This window comes from Streptomyces flaveus, assembly GCF_014647675.1.
GTDB lineage: Bacteria > Actinomycetota > Actinomycetes > Streptomycetales > Streptomycetaceae > Streptomyces > Streptomyces flaveus.
Genome location: NZ_BMPQ01000040.1, coordinates 57,454 through 72,603, shown reverse-complemented (window position 1 = coordinate 72,603; position 15,150 = coordinate 57,454). Strand labels below are relative to the sequence as shown.

The following is a 15,150-nucleotide window of genomic DNA, read 5'->3' as shown; positions in this document are numbered from 1 at the left end:
CGGCGGCTGGAGTCAACGCATAGAGCCTCCACCGATCCCGGAGCGCTTCAGACCACCACCTCGGAGGCGTGCAGCAGGACCGGAACCTGGCGACCGGTGAGCCGTACCGGTACCGAGTAGTGGTTCTGACGCACGGTGATCTGCGCGTAGCGGTCGACCCGTGGTGTCAGCAGCCACCCGGTCTCGAAGTGGTCTTACGGCAGCGGCTGCCGCAAGGGGGTTTCGATGGCGAAGTACTCGGCGACGGTGCGCGGGCACTCGCTGATCCGCCGCTGGTCGCCCTGCTGGCCCACGCATCGATTTGGGCGTTGAGCTCGGCCGGGTGATGACGTCGGGGACGGGCACCAGGTGGTGGCGGCGGAGTCGGCCGACTCCGCCTTCGACGCCCCCTTTCTCGGAAGTACCGGAGTGGATCAGGTGAGTTCGACAGTGTCCCCGAGTCGCACACGCCCCGGCTGTGCGACCGTGGCCAGTGCGTCCAGCCGCATGTCGTGTGCCTGCGCGATGGCTCGCAGGATCAGCGGGGAGTGCGGCAGGTCCTGCTGGACCTCGTTGGTCATCACGCACCGCTCGCTGGAACGTTCGAACCGTATACGCAGAGTGCCGCCGATGCGGGCAGCGCTGCCGAACCACTCGTCCTCCACGAACGCAGGTGTGCCCGGCGGTGTCCGCACCAGCAGGTTCGGCCGGAAGCGGCGCTCGTCGACGGGCACGCCTGGAACGGCCGCGCGGACCCAGTCAAGGGTGGCGGTGGTCAGGAGACTGAGGGGGAGCTGGTCGAAATGCGAGACCGTGCCCTCGCAAGCCACTTCGACGTCGTTCCGGCCCAGATAACGCCGCACGTAGGTGGTGGGATCCAGTACTGGCACGCCATCCGGGTCCAGCAGCTCAGGAACCTTTACAACTGCTCCCCCGGGGTACCGGGACCGCAGCTGCAACAGTCCCGGCATGCGCCGGAACCGGCGCGTGTTCTTGCCCGAGCCGAACTTGCCATCGGCATCCCGCACCGCGTAGAGCCGGTCGCCGACGAGGCCCCGGGCATCGACGGCAACCTCGTCCAACGACTCACCACCGGTGGATTTGATTGGGTATCGCCAGATCCGCTCTATCGTGCCGAGCACCGTACCCATGCGTCCATCCCTCCCATGAGTTGCTCCTCAGTTGGCTTCCGCAGCCACCCGCACCCCGAAACCGATGAGCACCACGCCCGTCACTCGGTCCAGCAGGCGCCGGACGCGGGGCCGTTCGAAGACCGAGCGCGCCCTGGAGACGAGGTGGACGTAGCTGCCGAGCCAGGTCAGGGTCAGTGCCGCGTGCAACAGCACCAGCAGTCCCATGCCGACTGCCGTGGGTAGTCCGTCCGGGGTCAGGGTCGGCAGTAGACCGGTGTAGAACACGGCGATCTTCGGGTTCAGGACATTGGTGGTCAGGCCCGTCAGGTACGCGCGCCCAGAGCCTGTGGCCACCGGCTCGGCGGTCCTCGGCGCGGAGCGGCGGCTTTGCCACAGGGCCTGTAGACCGAGGAAAGCCAAGTACGCGGCACCCAAAATCTTGAGAATGAAGTACGCCTCCGCCGAGGCCTCAAGGACCGCCGCGAGCCCGACGACGGTGAACACGCCCCACACCAGTAGCCCGGTGGTGATACCGGCGGCGGTGCGCAGGCCCTCCGACCTGCCGGAGGCGATCGCGCGCTTGGTGACCACGGCCATGTCCGGCCCCGGCACCACGGTCAACAGGGCGAGCACTCCGGCCGCCGCGGCAATCTGCGTCCACATGAGGGTCAGTCTGCTGTGGGACCATCGCACTTCGTGTGTGACAACGATCACGGTCGCCCCTCCTCCCGCAGGGTCCTGGCCGTACTTCGCTACTTGGGGACGTGAGGGTCGCGCGCAGTTGGTTGATTGGGCTGGTTTTCCTGGGTGCGGCTGGGTATCACGGATCGCGTCCGGTGGCGTGGATACGAGGCGGATTCACATGTTCGAGTGGTGACTCAACTGTTTTGTTTTCCTTGGATGCTGTCGGTGTTTAGCGTTTGCGGCCATGGAGCTTCTTCGTCTGTCGGTGGCCGCGCGCCGGGTGGGGCTGCATCCGGACACGCTGCGGGTGTGGGCGGATGCGGGCAAGGTCCCGGTGGTGTGGGTCGGCCGGGAACGCCGTTTTCCGTCCCAGGCCTTGGAGGCGCTGGTCGAGGGCAACGGCGGGCAGGCACGCGAGCGGCGTGAGGCGTTGTATGTGCGGGTGTCCGGCCGGACCGGTCAGGAGTCGTCGCTGGCCGCACAGGAGGCCGAGCTGCGGGCGAGTACCGCGGGCGAGGTGGTGGCCGTGTTCCGGGACCGGGCCTCGGGTCTGCGCGAGTCCCGCCCGGGACTTGACCGGCTCCTGCGACGAGCACAGAACGGGGAGTTCACCCATGTGCGGGTGACCCACGAGGACCGCCTGGCCCGGTTCGGCGCGGCCTGGATCACCGCGCTGCTCGCCCGTGATCAGGTGCGGGTGGAGGTACTGCATCCCAAGGCCGGGGCACCCGGCGGCAGCGAGGAACTGCTGGCCGACTTCAGGTCGCTGGTCGCCTCGTTCTCCGGCCGCCTGTACGGCATCCGCTCCCGCCAGGCGCGTCGGCGCTTGCTCCAGGCGGCAGCCGCCCCGTCGGCGCAGGGCGCTGCGGACAGCGAGGCGTAGCGGGATGCGGCGGAAGATCGCGGTGGGTGCGGGGGAGGCGGAGCGGGTGGCCTGTGCCCCGGCTGCGGCGTTCCGGGGCCTGGACACCGTCAGCGGCCAGGTGCTGGGCGCGGCCGTGCTGGCCGAGCGGGTGGGCTGGCTGACGGCGCTGGTGGAGACGATGGCTGTCGCCGTGACAGCAGAGCATTGGAGCCGGGCCGGGCTGGACCGGCTCGCCTCCGGGCAGGCCCTGTCGGGTGAGAAACTGCCGTCCCACGCGTGGATGGCGCTGCGCACCCTGGGCTGGGCGGCGGCCGCACCAGAGGGTGTGTACGTCCCGGACCGGGTCCGCCGGATCGCCGAGGAACAGGCCGGACGTGTACTGCGCTCCGTCCACTGGCGGTCCGAGCTGGTGGACGCGGTGCTGGCGACCTGGCCCGCTGGTGGCGATCCGCTGCAGCGCACCCCCCAGGAGTGGGATGCGCTGCGGGCGGCCTGCCCGGACGGGGCGGCGGTGCCCGCATCGGTCTTGCGTGCCCGCACTCGGCAGATCCAGCGTTTCCACGCCCGCCACGGCCGTCTGCCGGACGGCCTGTGCGAGCTGGAGGAGGCGCCGGGCGGAGGACGGCAGGTGGTGCTGGCCGCCGCCGACAAGCAACTCCTCACCCTGGCCCGCTGCGAGGACGACCCGGCCCGCTACGCGGTGCTGACCGTGCGGCTGCCGGTGCGCCCAAACCCACGTACCCGCGCCGACTGGCACCCGGTACGGATCCGCTTCCGCCTGCCGCCCCCTGTTCCCCTCTCGGCCGCGCTGCACGCCCCGACGCTGCGGCTGCGCGGCGGGCGGCTGCGTCTGGACCTCGCCCACACCACCGCCGCGCCGAAGACGAAGCGCGACGGGCACCGCCGGGCGGTGGCCTTCGACTACGGCCTGAACACCCTGCTCACCGGCGGCACCCTGACGCTGACCGGTGACATCCAGCCGACCGTGCGCACCGATGGCCGGCCTGTGTTCCTGGGCGTGGACGGGGCGCTGGCCAAGGCCGACCGGCTGCGCATCCACGCCGAACACCTGTGGGCCAAAGCAGAACACCTGCAACAACTCCTCGACGGCCGGCGCGCCCGCGGACGGCGCCCCGACCCGCTGGCCGTGGCCAAGCTGACGATGCTGCGCACCGAGCATGCCCGGGTCAGCAGACGCCGCGAACGGCTGAACAAGGCGATCGCCCGGGCCGCTGCCCATTTCATGGTCACCCACGCCCGGGCCGCCGACGCGAGCGTGATCTATCTGGAGGACCTGCGGGACATGGAGGCCCGCGGCAAGGGCCGCACCCTCAACACCCGCCTGTCCTCCTCGGTGCGCGGACAGATCGTCACCGACGTGCGGCACGCCGCCGCCCGGCACGGTATCGCCGTGGTCATCGTGCCCGCCCGCGGCACCTCGAAGTACTGCCCGCGCTGCCTGACCACCTTCCGCCACCACGCCGCCCCCGACACCCCGAAGCCCGGCTGGAAATGGGCCACCTGCCCCAACGCTGCGTGCGGCTACAGCGCGGACCGCGACGTGGCCGCCTGGCAGCGCATCGGCGCCCGCGGCCTGACCCACCAGCACACAACCGTCCTGGACCGGAACAGCGGCACGTATGTGATCCGCCGCACGGTGCAGGAGCTGGACCAGCCGGTCCGGCACACCCACCCGGACCCGACCGGACCGGCCGGACCGCAGGCATCTGCCGTGGACCGGACGAAGGCGGGCCCGACGAGGAACCGCCCTGTGCCCAGGCAGCGACGCAGGGTCCCCGCCCCACCCGTAACACCCGCAGCACGTACCGCTGCGGGTTCGGGTGGAAAGCGTCCGGCGGGGCGGATGCCCCAGCCACCAAGGCGTCGCCCCCAGCGGCGCGGACGGCGGCAGGCACCGCACACGATGAGCACCCCCACCCGGCACCAACCGCGCGGGGCCAGACTCGGCGCAGGCTTCCACCTGCACACCCACGCCACCCCCGTCCCACGACGGATACGGCCGGGGGCACAGCCGAGTTCTCTTTTCCAGTGGGGCGGGGCCGGAAACCCGGCCCCGCCCAGGAAAACCTAAGCTCATCCGAGACGCTCTCCTGGCTCCAGCCCCTGGCCGCCCGCAGACCGTCGAGCCGGCGTGCCAGACGGGCGGAGGCGCGCGACCAGTGCGCGGTGGTCGACGCGTCCCAGTCGCCCTGCCGCAGGTCCTCGGCGATATCGGCCAGCACGTCGCTCGTCTCCTGCGCGAGAGCCGCCAGGTTCTCGCGTACGTCGCGCAGGTGGACCGGCGGCAGGACCAGGGCGTTGACGGCGATCCCGATGGCGGCCCCGAGGGCGGCCTGAGCGAGGCGGTGGCTGATCGCGGAGGTCGTCACGGTGTCCGAGGAGAGCGTGAACAGGGCGGTGGTCGTGGCGTAGATGCCCTGGTCGCCGAAGCGGGGCCAGTTGGCGAGCAGCATCAGCACCGGGACGGACAGCGCGAGGGCGGTCAGGGTGTTGCCCGTGAGGGCCTGTGCCGCCGAGGCCAGCAGCGTGCCGACGCAGATCGCCGCGAACTGCTGGGCCCCCTGCCGCAGCGAGCTGTAGACCGTGGCCTGCACCAGGACCACGGCCACCCAGGGCGCCATCAGCGCCATCGGGTCGGCGAGCCATTCGTCCGCCACGATCCACGCGAGCAGCGCCGCCGCGGCGGCCTTGAGCGACTGCACGACGAGGTCGCGTTCCCTGCCCGGCTCCCGCCCGGCCCGCCGCGCGGTATCGGCCACGGTCAGCAACTCGTTCCGCACCCGGTCCTTGGCCTCGGTCACACGGATCATCCGGGCCGGGTAACCGGAGAGAAGGGACGCGCACACATCCCGGCCCTCGGCGCTACGAGGTCACACCGGCCGGCACTTCCCGATGCCGCACCCACGCCGGCGGTGTCGCGTCACTCGGAACGGCTCCGCACAGCGGCCACCGGAGCCCCGCTGTGCCACCATGAAGTGCGAACCTTGTTCGGACGCCGGCCCTGTCGGCGCAGCCCAGTGCCACGACCGGCACCGCCGCCCCAGCAGGCTCAGCGGCGGCACGCGTGTGGAACCGGTGGGATCATGACTGAAATCGCAAGCCCCTACATTTCGCACCCGCGGATCATGGTGCTGGGCGTACAGCCCGGTAATCCGCCCTTCCGCATCGTGGAGATCGACGGTGCCGTCATCGGGGAGGCCAAGTCCTTCACCGACGTCCTGGTCGCCGCCGCGGCGTACGGCATCCCGGTGCATGACGCCGACGACCCCGAGGCCGTCCGCTGGGTGGGCGGCGACAAGCACACGTGGACGATCCACTAGCGTCCGCTGTGGCCCACGACACCCCGTGAGTGAGGGAACCGCGAGGAGCCGGCGGGGAGTCTTGCCTCTGCGAACACTGATCATCGATACGAGGAGACAGTGAACGTGGAGTTATCGGCAGTACGCCCCAGCCGCCGCGCGGTGCTCTCCCTCGGCGCCGGTACGGTCCTCGCCGCCGCCGTGTCCGCGAACGGGTCGGCCCATGCGGCCTCGTCGGGAGCGGTGGACGACATCTCGCGGGCGCTGAACGATCTCGAGCGGGAGCATTCCGCCCGGCTCGGGGTGTTCGGACGCAACACCGTCACCGGCCGGAGCGTGTTGTACCGCGCGGACGAGACCTTTCCGATGTGCTCGGTGTTCAAGACGCTCGCTGCCGCCGCCGTCCTGAGGGACCTCGACCGGCACGGCGAGTTCCTCGCCCTGCGCATCAGGTACACCGAGCAGGACGTCGAAGAATCGGGCGGCGCCCCGGTCACCGGCACGGAGGAGAACCTCGCGAACGGCATGACCGTCGCCGAGCTGTGCGAGGCCGCCGTCGCCTACAGCGACAACACCGCCGCGAACCTCCTGCTCCGCGAACTCGGCGGCCCGACGGCCATCACCCGCTTCTGCCGCTCGATCGGGGACAGGACGACCCGGCTCGACCGCTGGGAGCCCGAACTCAACTCGGCCGAACCGGGGCGCGTGACGGACACCTCGAGCCCGGCCGCCATCGGGCGGACGTATGCGAAGCTCGCCCTCGGCGACGCCCTCACGCCCCGGGACAGCTGACCGCGTGGCTGCTCGCCAACACCACCAGCACCAACCGCTTCCGCGCGGGCCTGCCCAAGGACTGGGCCCTCGGCGACAAGACGGGCACCGGCAAGTACGGCACCACCAACGACGCGGGCATCGCCTGGACACCGGACGGCACACCGATCGTGCTGGCCGTCCTGTCCACGAAGCCCGACGCCGAACCCGACACCCCGATGGACGAACCACTCGTCGCCAAGACCGCCGCCCTCCTCGCGAAGGCGCTGGTCTAGCCGTCGCGAGGCGAGCGAACCGGACACGGTTCAGGCCGTGCCCTTGGGCTTGCGCGGGTGCACGGCCCGGCCCATCCGCCTGCCGAGGAGCAGATAACCGACCATCGCCCCGGTGGTGTTGAGCAGTACGTCATCGATGTCGAAGGCGCGCCCGGTGATCAGCGCCCCCTGCACCAGCTCGACGAGCAGCATCACCGCCGCGGTCAGCGCGAGCACCCGCAGGATGCCGCGCGCCCGGGGGAGTACCACGGGCAGCAGGATCCCGAAGGGGACGCCGAGGAGGAGGTTGCCGCCGATCTGCCTGGCCGCGTCGCGGAGTTCGGGCTGGTCCAGGTAGGCCCGCAGGGAGCGGCCGGGGTGCAGGTTGCTGTGCGTCAGCGCTTCGGAGGCGGGCGAGGGCTGGAGCGTGATCCGGGCCAGCGCGGCGGCGAACGCCACCATGGCGGCGACGGCTACCACCAGCACCAGCAGGCGTACGACGAGGGGCAGGGGACGTCGGCCGCTCGGCGCGGGCGTCGGCTTGCGGCCAGGCTTCGCCGTACGGGAGCGGGACTTCTGGGTGCTCGAGCGTGCCTTTGCGGCGCTTGAGCGGGACTTCGGGGCGCTTGAACCTGATTTCGGGGTGCCTGATTTCTGGGTGCTCGAACGTGACTTCTGGGCACGGGCCATGCAACCCTCCAGAGTTCAACTGGCGCTTCGAGGAAGACAGTTACCCCGGGATCGGTCGACAATGCCGACCGGCCGGTGCGAACCAGCCGCCGCGTGTGTGTTCCTCGGGTTCCGGACCGGAACCCGAGGAACACATCACGCACCGGACGACCGGCGACGGGGCTCACGCCCCATAGGTCACGTTCACCTCCTTGAAGCCCAGGGAGCCCAGCAGTCCCTTGAGCATGCCGGTGGTGTTCTCCTCGGCGCGGGCGGTGAGCTTGCTGTCCTTCGCCGCGTCGCCGATGTGCCGGGCGGCGAGCCGCTGCACGGCGCGTTCGTCGTTCGGGTTGTCCGAGAAGATGTCGCCGAGCCGGTCCAGGAGACCTCGCTGCTTGGACACGGCGTACGACTGGTCGGGGTCGAGGGCGGGCTTGCCCAGTGCGGCGTGCGGGAGTTTGAGCGTGGCGGACGTGCGGTCCTTGTTGACCGTCACGTCGTTCTCGCCGACCTTTCCGAGGTCCACATAGGCGTCCACGGTGCCGGCACCCACGTACAGGGTGCGGGTGCCGCGGAGTGCGTCGGGCAGGAACCGGGCGTCCTTCTCCAGATCCACCACCACCTGGAAGTTGCCGGAGGCGGCGTCGTAACGGCTGATGTCCTGGATCGACTTGAGGAGCGTGGGCCCCGAACGGTCGTGGGTGTCCTCGCGGAACACATCGCCCAGTCCGGGCAGCAGACTGAGCCGCAGTCCGGCGAAGAGCACCACCAGTACCAGGAGTACCGCGCTCAGGAGCTTCGCCCATCCGGGCAGGCGCTTCAGGGACGTCGTCATGTGAACGACCTCCTTCCCGTTTGATGAATACCCCTCAAATCCCTTGGGAGACCGTTCTCTTGGTCGAATACGACCGATGACGGGGTCACTGGCGGCGCACTGGGCGCTCCGCTGGGATCGCGGTTCGAAGCTGCGGGTGGGTCGTGGCTGGTCACGCCCACGATGGGGATCTCCCCGCTCATGGGGGTCCCCCCGCTCGAGCGAAGCCGAGAGTGGGGGAGGAGCCGAGAGCGGGGGAGGAGCCGCACATTGATACAGCCCCGCACCCCTGAAGGGGTGCCCGCTGCGACTGCCGGTGAACGGGTGAGCCAGTGACCGGGGGCTTTGGCGCGAGGTCCGCAGCCGCCGCTCGGTAAGGCCCGTCATACCCGCGTATTCTGAAGAAAAGGCCGCAAACAGTGAGAGAACGCGGCGACAGGACCAAGCCAAGCGCGCTCGGCGTCACCCAGGTGATCAGGAGGGCCTGCAGTGTCCAAGGCGAAGTTCGAGCGGACCAAACCGCATGTGAACATTGGGACCATCGGTCACATCGACCACGGTAAGACGACCCTCACGGCAGCCATGACGAAGGTGCTGCACGACAGGTTCCCCGACCTGAACCCGTACACGCCGTTCGAGCAGATCGACAAGGCGCCGGAGGAACGTCAGCGCGGCATCACGATCTCGATCGCGCATGTCGAGTACCAGACGGAGAACCGGCACTACGCGCACGTCGACTGCCCCGGTCACGCGGACTACATCAAGAACATGATCACGGGCGCGGCCCAGATGGACGGGGCGATCCTCGTCGTCGCCGCCACGGACGGCCCGATGCCGCAGACCAAGGAGCACGTCCTGCTCGCGCGTCAGGTCGGCGTGCCGTACATCGTCGTCGCCCTGAACAAGGCCGACATGGTGGACGACGAGGAGATCCTCGAACTCGTCGAACTGGAGGTGCGCGAGCTGCTCACCGACTACGAGTTCCCGGGCGACGACGTCCCGGTCGTCCGCGTCTCCGCGCTCAAGGCCCTCGAGGGCGACGAGCGGTGGGGCCAGTCGGTCCTCGAACTCCTCAGGGCCGTCGACGAGTTCGTGCCCGAGCCGGTACGCGATGTCGACCAGCCGTTCCTGATGCCGATCGAGGACGTCTTCACCATCACGGGCCGCGGTACGGTCGTCACCGGCCGTATCGAACGTGGTGTCCTCAGGGTCAACGAGACCGTGGACATCATCGGCATCAAGCCGGAGAAGACCACCACCACGGTCACCGGCATCGAGATGTTCCGCAAGCTCCTCGACGAGGGACGGGCCGGGGAGAACTGCGGTCTGCTGCTGCGCGGCGTGAAGCGCGAGGACGTCGAGCGCGGCCAGGTCATCATCAAGCCGGGCTCGGTGACTCCGCACACCGAGTTCGAGGCGCGGTCGTACATCCTGTCCAAGGACGAGGGAGGAAGGCACACGCCGTTCTTCAACAACTACCGTCCGCAGTTCTACTTCCGTACGACGGACGTGACCGGTGTGGTGACCCTGCCGCGGGGCACCGAGATGGTCATGCCGGGCGACAACACCACCATGAATGTCGAGCTGATCCAGCCCGTCGCCATGGAGGAGGGGCTGAAGTTCGCCATCCGTGAGGGCGGCCGGACGGTCGGCGCCGGTCAGGTCACCAAGATCGTGAAGTAGCCCCGGGTCCTCCGAAGTGCCTCCGGGGCAGGTCGCAGGCAGGTCATACGGAGCCGGAGGTGGCCTCGGACTGCCCCAGGGCCTCGTCCAGAGTCGGCAGCGGGGGCAGAAGCGCGTCGAGGCCGGTCACCTGGAAGATGCGCAGGGCCAACGGGTGGGTGCAGACCAGCCGCAGTCGCCCGCCGCGGTCGAGGACCCGGAGCCGGGCCCGGTGGAGTAAGCGCAGTCCCGAGCAGTCGAAGAACTCGATGTGCCGCAGGTCGAGCACGACCTGCGCACCGGGCCGCCCCGTCGCCGCGTCCAGGAACGGGACGATCTCCAGCGCCGCGATGATGTCGATCTCGCCGTGGAACTCCAGCACGGTGTGCCCGCGGTCCCGGTGGACGTGCAGATGCGGGGTGAGGGTCTCGGTTCCGTTGCGCACGCCGACATCACCTCACCGTTCCCCGCCCTGGAAGACCATGCCTGGAAGACCATGAGCATCCTGAGCACTCTGGAATTCGACCCCGATGGGGTGAATTCCAGCATGTTCGATTGACACATGTCTTGGGTTTGCGGGGGTTCGACGCCCAACGGTTATGGGTCCGGATCCGTACGGCCGGGTCGCTGTGACGGGACGGCCGTGCCGCTACGACAGGGCGTGCCACGCCTTCGACAGTGCAAGGCGGAACTGGTCGGCCTGGTGCGCGGTGAGATCCCGGATCATGCGCTCCTCGAGTTCTCTCACGGGTTCGGCGTGCCGTGCGAGCAGATCGCGGCCAGACTCGGTGAGAAGGATGAGGAGTTCCCGTCGGTTGCGGGGGTTGCGCTCGCGGCGTACCAGGCCGCGGTTCTCCAGGGCCCGGACCACATCGGCCACGGACTGCGCGGTGACGAACGAGTCGCGCGCGAGCTGCGCCGCGGACAGACCGTCGTGCCGCTCCAGAACGGTGAGCGAGGTGTACTGCAGCGCCGTGATTCCCGCCGGCTTGAGCAACTCGTCCAGGTGGGAACGCACCACGAGTTCCACCTGCTTGATCATGTAGAGGAGCGACGGAGGTGCCTTGGTGGATGCCTTGGTGCCGACCATGAGGTCAGCCTAGGGCATTGACAGGAAACCTGTCTGTAATGAGACTGCGAACCAACAGGAATCCTGTTGATTGAATCTTGGCGAACAAGGCTGGGGAGTGGGTATGGCCACCTTCGAGAGCGAGCCCGGACAGCTGTTCATCGGCGGGCAGTGGCGGGACGGGTCCAGTGGGGCGCGCACGGACGTGATCGACCCGTCCACCGGGCAGGTGGTCACGACGGTCGCGGAGGCCGATGCCTCCGACGTCGACGCGGCCGTACGAGCCGCACGCGACGCCTTCGACAACAGCGGCTGGGCCACGCTGAGCGGCCGTGAGCGGGGCCGTGTGCTGCACCGGGTCGCCGAGCTGATCCGGGAGAACGCGGACGAGATCGCGAACCTGGAGAGCCTCGACGTCGGCAAGCCGATCTCGCTGTGCCACGCCGTCGACGTCACGAACGCGGCCAACGACTACGAGTACTACGCCTCCCTGGCCTGGACCCTGGACGGCGCGACCCGTGACACCCCGCTGAACGCCCACGCCTACACCCGGCGCGGTCCGCTCGGGGTGGTCGCCGCGATCACGCCCTTCAACTTCCCGCTGATCCTTGCCGGTTCGAAGATCGCCCCGGCGCTCGCGGCCGGCAACACGGTGGTGCACAAGCCCGCCGACGAGACCCCGCTCAGCGCTCTCTACATGGCCGGCCTGCTGAAGAAGGCAGGCGTCCCGGACGGCGTCTACAACGTCGTCACCGGCACAGGACCGGTCGCCGGTGAGGCGCTGCTGCGCAACCCAGGCATCGACAAGGTGGCCTTCACCGGCTCCACCGCGGTCGGCCGGCACGCGGCGAGCGTCGCCGGTGAGGCCCTCAAACCGGTCACGATGGAGCTCGGCGGCAACGCGGCCCACATCGTCTTCGAGGACGCCGACCTCGAGAAGGCCATCGGCGCCGTCATCAAGGGCTTCGTCTTCAACACGGGCCAGTTCTGCATGGGCGGCCCCCGCCTGCTGGTCGCCCGCCCGCTGTACGACACCGTGGTCGGCATCCTCGCCGACGCCGTGCCCGGCGTGCCCATCGGCGACCCCCGGCAGCCCGAGACCGTCATCGGCCCGATGGCGGGGGAGAAGCACCTCAAGAAGGTCGAGGAGTACGTCGAACTGGCCCGCAAGGAGGGCGCCCGCATCGTCTGCGGCGGTGAGCGCCTCGACCTGAACGGCGGCTTCTACTACAAGCCCACGGTGATCGCGGACGTGAGCAACGACTCCCGGCTCGTCCAGGAGGAGATCTTCGGCCCGGTCCTGACCGTGCAGCCCTTCGACTCCGAGGACGAGGCCGTCGAGATGGCCAACTCCACGCCGTACGGCCTGGCTTCGGGCATCCAGACCACCAACCTCGCCCGCGCGCACCGCGTCGCCGACCGTATCGAGGCCGGCATCGTCTGGGTCAACGACTGGGCGATGCTCGACCCCAACGTCCCCTTCGGCGGGGTCAAGGCCTCCGGCTTCGGCCGTGAGTACGGGCCCGAGGCGCTCGCCGCGTACACCAAGGTCAAGTCCGTCGTCATCTCGCTCGACTGAGCGCAAGCGCAACCCCCGCAATCCCTGCAACCAGTGAGCCGCAGGAGCGCGACGGTGTTGAGAGCGCGACCGCGCGGAGGCCCGACGAAGGAGGGCTGAGCACGGTCGCGCTCTCAACACCGGCTGCAGCGCTCCGGAGTGCTCACAATCGAAAAGAGGAGTTGAGTATGTCCACCACTCGTGCAGCCGTGGTCGAGTCCGGGGGAGCGCCGTTCACGCTGTCCACCGTCGAGCTCGACGAACCGCGCCCCAACGAGGCGCTCGTCCGGATGGTCGCCGCCGGGCTGTGTCACACCGACCTCGGTGTGGCCGGCGGCGGTCTGCCGTTCCCGCTGCCCGGAATTCTCGGGCACGAGGGCGCGGGCGTCGTCGAGGCCGTCGGCTCGGACGTCACCGGCATCGAGCCCGGCGACCACGTCCTGATGTCCTTCACCTCCTGCGGCAGCTGCAAGAACTGCCGCGACGGCCACCCGGCCTACTGCGCCACCTGGCTGCCGCTGAACCTGATCGGCGGGCGCCGGCCCGACGGCACCAGCACCATCAGCCGCGACGGCGAACCCCTCGGCGGCCACTTCTTCGGCCAGTCCTCGTTCGCCGAGCGGGCGTTGGTGGACCAGCGCAGCCTCGTCAAGGTCGACCGGGACGTACCGCTGGAGTCCATCGCACCGCTGGGCTGCGGTGTGCAGACCGGGGTGGGCGCCGTGTGGAACGTGCTGGAGCCCAGGACGGGCGACACGCTGGTGATCCTCGGGGCCGGCGCGGTCGGTCTGTCCGCGGTGATGGCCGCCGCCATGACGCCCGCGACCACGGTGATCGCCGTCGACAAGGTGGCCGAACGGCTTGAGCTGGCCCGCGAGTTGGGTGCCACGCACACCGTGAACGCCGGTGACGGGGACATCCTGGAGGCGATCCAGCTGATCACCGACGGCGCCGGGGCCGACGGGGTCGTGGAGACCACCGGCAGCGTCGCCGTCCTGCGCACGGGCGTGGACGCGCTCGCAGCGCGCGGCACGGTGGTCATCGTCGGCGCCCCGCCGTTCGGCTCTGAGGTCGCCCTGGACGTCAACGGAATGCTCGGCGGCAAGCGCGTGGTGGGCCTGACCCTCGGCGACAACGAGACCCAGACCGCGATTCCCGCCCTGGTCAAGCTGGTCCGCGAGGGCCGCCTGCCGCTGGACAGGCTGATCAGCAAGTACGCCTTCGAGGACATCGGGCAGGCCGTACAGGACATGGGCGCGGGCAAGGCGATCAAGCCGGTACTGACCTTCGGCTGACGGGTGAGCAAGGGGCGCCCCGCGATCCCCTGCGATGGGGCGCCTCTTCAGCCGGGCCGGGTGGCAGCGGTGATCGCAGGCCCTGCTGGCTCCCTACTGGCTGAGGTTCAGGGTGACGAGCAGGCGCCACACCCGGTGGGCGATCTCCTCCGGGGTGGCCTCGATGAGTCCGTGCAGCCAGTCGGCGAGGACACCGGCGAAGGTCGCGGCCACGGCGGAGGCGATGAGCGGTGCCTCGGGGGCGCCGACGAGTTCGCGCTCGGCCTGGCTGCGGGCGCGCAGGTCGTGATGCAGTACGCGGCCCAGCGGGCCCTGGCCGCCCGGGCTCAACAGGGCGCGGTAGAGCGGGGCGTGCGGGGGCAGGCCCTCGAAGAACGCCAGCAGCGCGGGTGGCGCGGATCTGGGGTCTGGCCGGCCGCGCCAGGCGTGCAGGGCGTCCACGGCATCGCGTACGACATCGGCGCAGGCGTCGACCGCGAGCGCCTCCAGGTCGGCATAGTGCAGATAGAACGTGGCCCGGCCGACTCCGGCCCCGCGCACCAGGGCCGCGACGCTGACCTCCGACAGCGGGCGCCGCGCGCACTCGTCGAGGAGGGCGCGGCGCAGCTTGGCCCGGGTGCGTTCGGCTCGGGGGTCGGGTGTGGGGACCGGGGTCACTGGGAGACGAGGACGGCGATCAGGGCGAGCGTGCCGGGCAGTGCCTGGGCGAACAGGATGCGGCGGTTCGCGGTCACGGCTCCGTAGACGCCCGCGACGATCACGCACACCAGGAAGAAGACCTGCGCGCGGAATCCGGTCGGATCCCCGGCGACCAGCCCCCACACGAGGCCCGCGGCGAGAAACCCGTTGTAGAGCCCCTGGTTGGCGGCCATCGGCGCGGTGGCCCGCGCCATCTCCGGATCGAACCCGTGCAACCCCCGCCCCGGCTTCCGCTCCCACAGAAACATCTCCAGAACCAGGATGTAGGCGTGCAGGGCAGCCACCAGCCCGACCAATACGTTCGCGAGCACTGCCATGACGAGGGGCTCCTCTGAGGGGTGGGTGTCGCCTGTTGCCCTGGAGATTTCCTGGACAGGT

15 protein-coding genes and 2 pseudogenes are annotated in these 15,150 nt (G+C 69.9%); 7 read left to right on the top strand and 10 right to left on the bottom strand.

Annotation, left to right across the window (positions count from 1 at the left end):
* Positions 1-47: 47 nt before the first annotated feature.
* The 3 genes from IEZ21_RS49020 to IEZ21_RS41830 form a co-directional block, all read right to left on the bottom strand.
* Positions 48-134 (bottom strand): hypothetical protein, encoded by an 87-nt coding sequence (locus IEZ21_RS49020; protein ID WP_373302364.1) that lies wholly within the window; start codon positions 132-134, stop codon positions 48-50.
* A gap of 279 nt (positions 135-413) precedes the next feature.
* On the bottom strand, positions 414-1,130 hold the full coding sequence (locus IEZ21_RS41835) for an MOSC domain-containing protein (RefSeq protein ID WP_189327052.1): 717 nt from the start codon (positions 1,128-1,130) through the stop codon (positions 414-416).
* Positions 1,131-1,157: 27 nt separating this feature from the next.
* Positions 1,158-1,775, bottom strand: a complete 618-nt coding sequence (locus tag IEZ21_RS41830; RefSeq protein WP_189327051.1) for a LysE family translocator — start codon at positions 1,773-1,775, stop codon at positions 1,158-1,160.
* A gap of 265 nt (positions 1,776-2,040) precedes the next feature.
* Between IEZ21_RS41830 and IEZ21_RS41825 the strand changes: the two genes are divergently transcribed.
* On the top strand, positions 2,041-2,679 hold the full coding sequence (locus IEZ21_RS41825; RefSeq protein ID WP_189327050.1) for an IS607 family transposase: 639 nt from the start codon (positions 2,041-2,043) through the stop codon (positions 2,677-2,679).
* Positions 2,680-2,683: 4 nt separating this feature from the next.
* The gene (locus tag IEZ21_RS41820) at positions 2,684-4,753 is read left to right on the top strand and encodes a zinc ribbon domain-containing protein (protein ID WP_246568745.1); all 2,070 of its coding nucleotides are present in this window, start codon (positions 2,684-2,686) and stop codon (positions 4,751-4,753) included.
* A gap of 10 nt (positions 4,754-4,763) precedes the next feature.
* On the opposite strand, the pseudogene IEZ21_RS41815 reads toward IEZ21_RS41820, so the two are convergent.
* A pseudogene (locus IEZ21_RS41815) lies at positions 4,764-5,492 on the bottom strand (FUSC family protein); the annotation flags it as partial.
* A gap of 273 nt (positions 5,493-5,765) precedes the next feature.
* On the opposite strand from IEZ21_RS41815, the gene IEZ21_RS41810 reads away from it, so the two are divergent.
* Both IEZ21_RS41810 and bla read left to right on the top strand, forming a co-directional pair.
* Entirely contained in the window at positions 5,766-6,002 is a 237-nt protein-coding gene (locus IEZ21_RS41810) for a hypothetical protein (RefSeq protein WP_033319037.1), read from the top strand.
* Between the two features lie 105 nt (positions 6,003-6,107).
* Positions 6,108-7,027 (top strand): annotated as a pseudogene (gene bla, locus IEZ21_RS41805) (class A beta-lactamase).
* 30 nt (positions 7,028-7,057) lie between these two features.
* Here the strand turns inward: bla and IEZ21_RS41800 are convergent.
* Positions 7,058-7,696, bottom strand: coding sequence for a VanZ family protein (locus IEZ21_RS41800; RefSeq protein ID WP_189327049.1), 639 nt, complete (start codon positions 7,694-7,696; stop codon positions 7,058-7,060).
* 163 nt (positions 7,697-7,859) lie between these two features.
* Positions 7,860-8,510, bottom strand: a complete 651-nt coding sequence (locus IEZ21_RS41795; protein ID WP_189327048.1) for a DUF4230 domain-containing protein — start codon at positions 8,508-8,510, stop codon at positions 7,860-7,862.
* A gap of 468 nt (positions 8,511-8,978) precedes the next feature.
* On the opposite strand from IEZ21_RS41795, the gene tuf reads away from it, so the two are divergent.
* Positions 8,979-10,172, top strand: a complete 1,194-nt coding sequence (gene tuf / locus IEZ21_RS41790; RefSeq protein WP_189327047.1) for an elongation factor Tu — start codon at positions 8,979-8,981, stop codon at positions 10,170-10,172.
* 43 nt (positions 10,173-10,215) lie between these two features.
* Here the strand turns inward: tuf and IEZ21_RS41785 are convergent, their stop codons facing one another.
* Together IEZ21_RS41785 and IEZ21_RS41780 are read right to left on the bottom strand one after the other, a co-directional pair.
* Complete coding sequence (locus tag IEZ21_RS41785) at positions 10,216-10,596, bottom strand: anti-sigma factor antagonist (RefSeq protein WP_189327046.1); 381 nt, start codon at positions 10,594-10,596, stop codon at positions 10,216-10,218.
* A 204-nt stretch (positions 10,597-10,800) separates the two neighbouring features.
* Complete coding sequence (locus IEZ21_RS41780; RefSeq protein WP_189327045.1) at positions 10,801-11,241, bottom strand: MarR family winged helix-turn-helix transcriptional regulator; 441 nt, start codon at positions 11,239-11,241, stop codon at positions 10,801-10,803.
* A 103-nt stretch (positions 11,242-11,344) separates the two neighbouring features.
* Between IEZ21_RS41780 and IEZ21_RS41775 the strand changes: the two genes are divergently transcribed.
* Both IEZ21_RS41775 and IEZ21_RS41770 read left to right on the top strand, forming a co-directional pair.
* On the top strand, positions 11,345-12,799 hold the full coding sequence (locus IEZ21_RS41775) for an aldehyde dehydrogenase family protein (RefSeq protein ID WP_189327044.1): 1,455 nt from the start codon (positions 11,345-11,347) through the stop codon (positions 12,797-12,799).
* Between the two features lie 167 nt (positions 12,800-12,966).
* Entirely contained in the window at positions 12,967-14,073 is a 1,107-nt protein-coding gene (locus IEZ21_RS41770) for an NAD(P)-dependent alcohol dehydrogenase (protein ID WP_189327043.1), read from the top strand.
* Between the two features lie 93 nt (positions 14,074-14,166).
* On the opposite strand, the gene IEZ21_RS41765 is transcribed toward IEZ21_RS41770, so the two are convergent.
* Positions 14,167-14,730: a TetR/AcrR family transcriptional regulator gene (locus tag IEZ21_RS41765; protein WP_189327042.1), complete on the bottom strand. Its 564-nt coding sequence runs from the start codon at positions 14,728-14,730 to the stop codon at positions 14,167-14,169.
* Complete coding sequence (locus tag IEZ21_RS41760) at positions 14,727-15,089, bottom strand: DUF1304 domain-containing protein (protein ID WP_189327041.1); 363 nt, start codon at positions 15,087-15,089, stop codon at positions 14,727-14,729. Before IEZ21_RS41760 ends, IEZ21_RS41765 begins: the two co-directional genes overlap by 4 nt.
* Positions 15,090-15,150 lie beyond the last annotated feature (61 nt).

Coding starts and splice junctions, on each gene's coding strand:
- IEZ21_RS41835 (WP_189327052.1), bottom strand. CDS start 1,130: ATGGGTACGGTGCTCGGCACGATAGAGCGGATCTGGCGATACCCAATC.
- IEZ21_RS41830 (WP_189327051.1), bottom strand. CDS start 1,775: ATGTGGACGCAGATTGCCGCGGCGGCCGGAGTGCTCGCCCTGTTGACC.
- IEZ21_RS41825 (WP_189327050.1), top strand. CDS start 2,041: ATGGAGCTTCTTCGTCTGTCGGTGGCCGCGCGCCGGGTGGGGCTGCAT.
- IEZ21_RS41820 (WP_246568745.1), top strand. CDS start 2,684: ATGCGGCGGAAGATCGCGGTGGGTGCGGGGGAGGCGGAGCGGGTGGCC.
- IEZ21_RS41810 (WP_033319037.1), top strand. CDS start 5,766: ATGACTGAAATCGCAAGCCCCTACATTTCGCACCCGCGGATCATGGTG.
- IEZ21_RS41800 (WP_189327049.1), bottom strand. CDS start 7,696: ATGGCCCGTGCCCAGAAGTCACGTTCGAGCACCCAGAAATCAGGCACC.
- IEZ21_RS41795 (WP_189327048.1), bottom strand. CDS start 8,510: ATGACGACGTCCCTGAAGCGCCTGCCCGGATGGGCGAAGCTCCTGAGC.
- IEZ21_RS41780 (WP_189327045.1), bottom strand. CDS start 11,241: ATGGTCGGCACCAAGGCATCCACCAAGGCACCTCCGTCGCTCCTCTAC.
- IEZ21_RS41775 (WP_189327044.1), top strand. CDS start 11,345: ATGGCCACCTTCGAGAGCGAGCCCGGACAGCTGTTCATCGGCGGGCAG.
- IEZ21_RS41770 (WP_189327043.1), top strand. CDS start 12,967: ATGTCCACCACTCGTGCAGCCGTGGTCGAGTCCGGGGGAGCGCCGTTC.
- IEZ21_RS41760 (WP_189327041.1), bottom strand. CDS start 15,089: ATGGCAGTGCTCGCGAACGTATTGGTCGGGCTGGTGGCTGCCCTGCAC.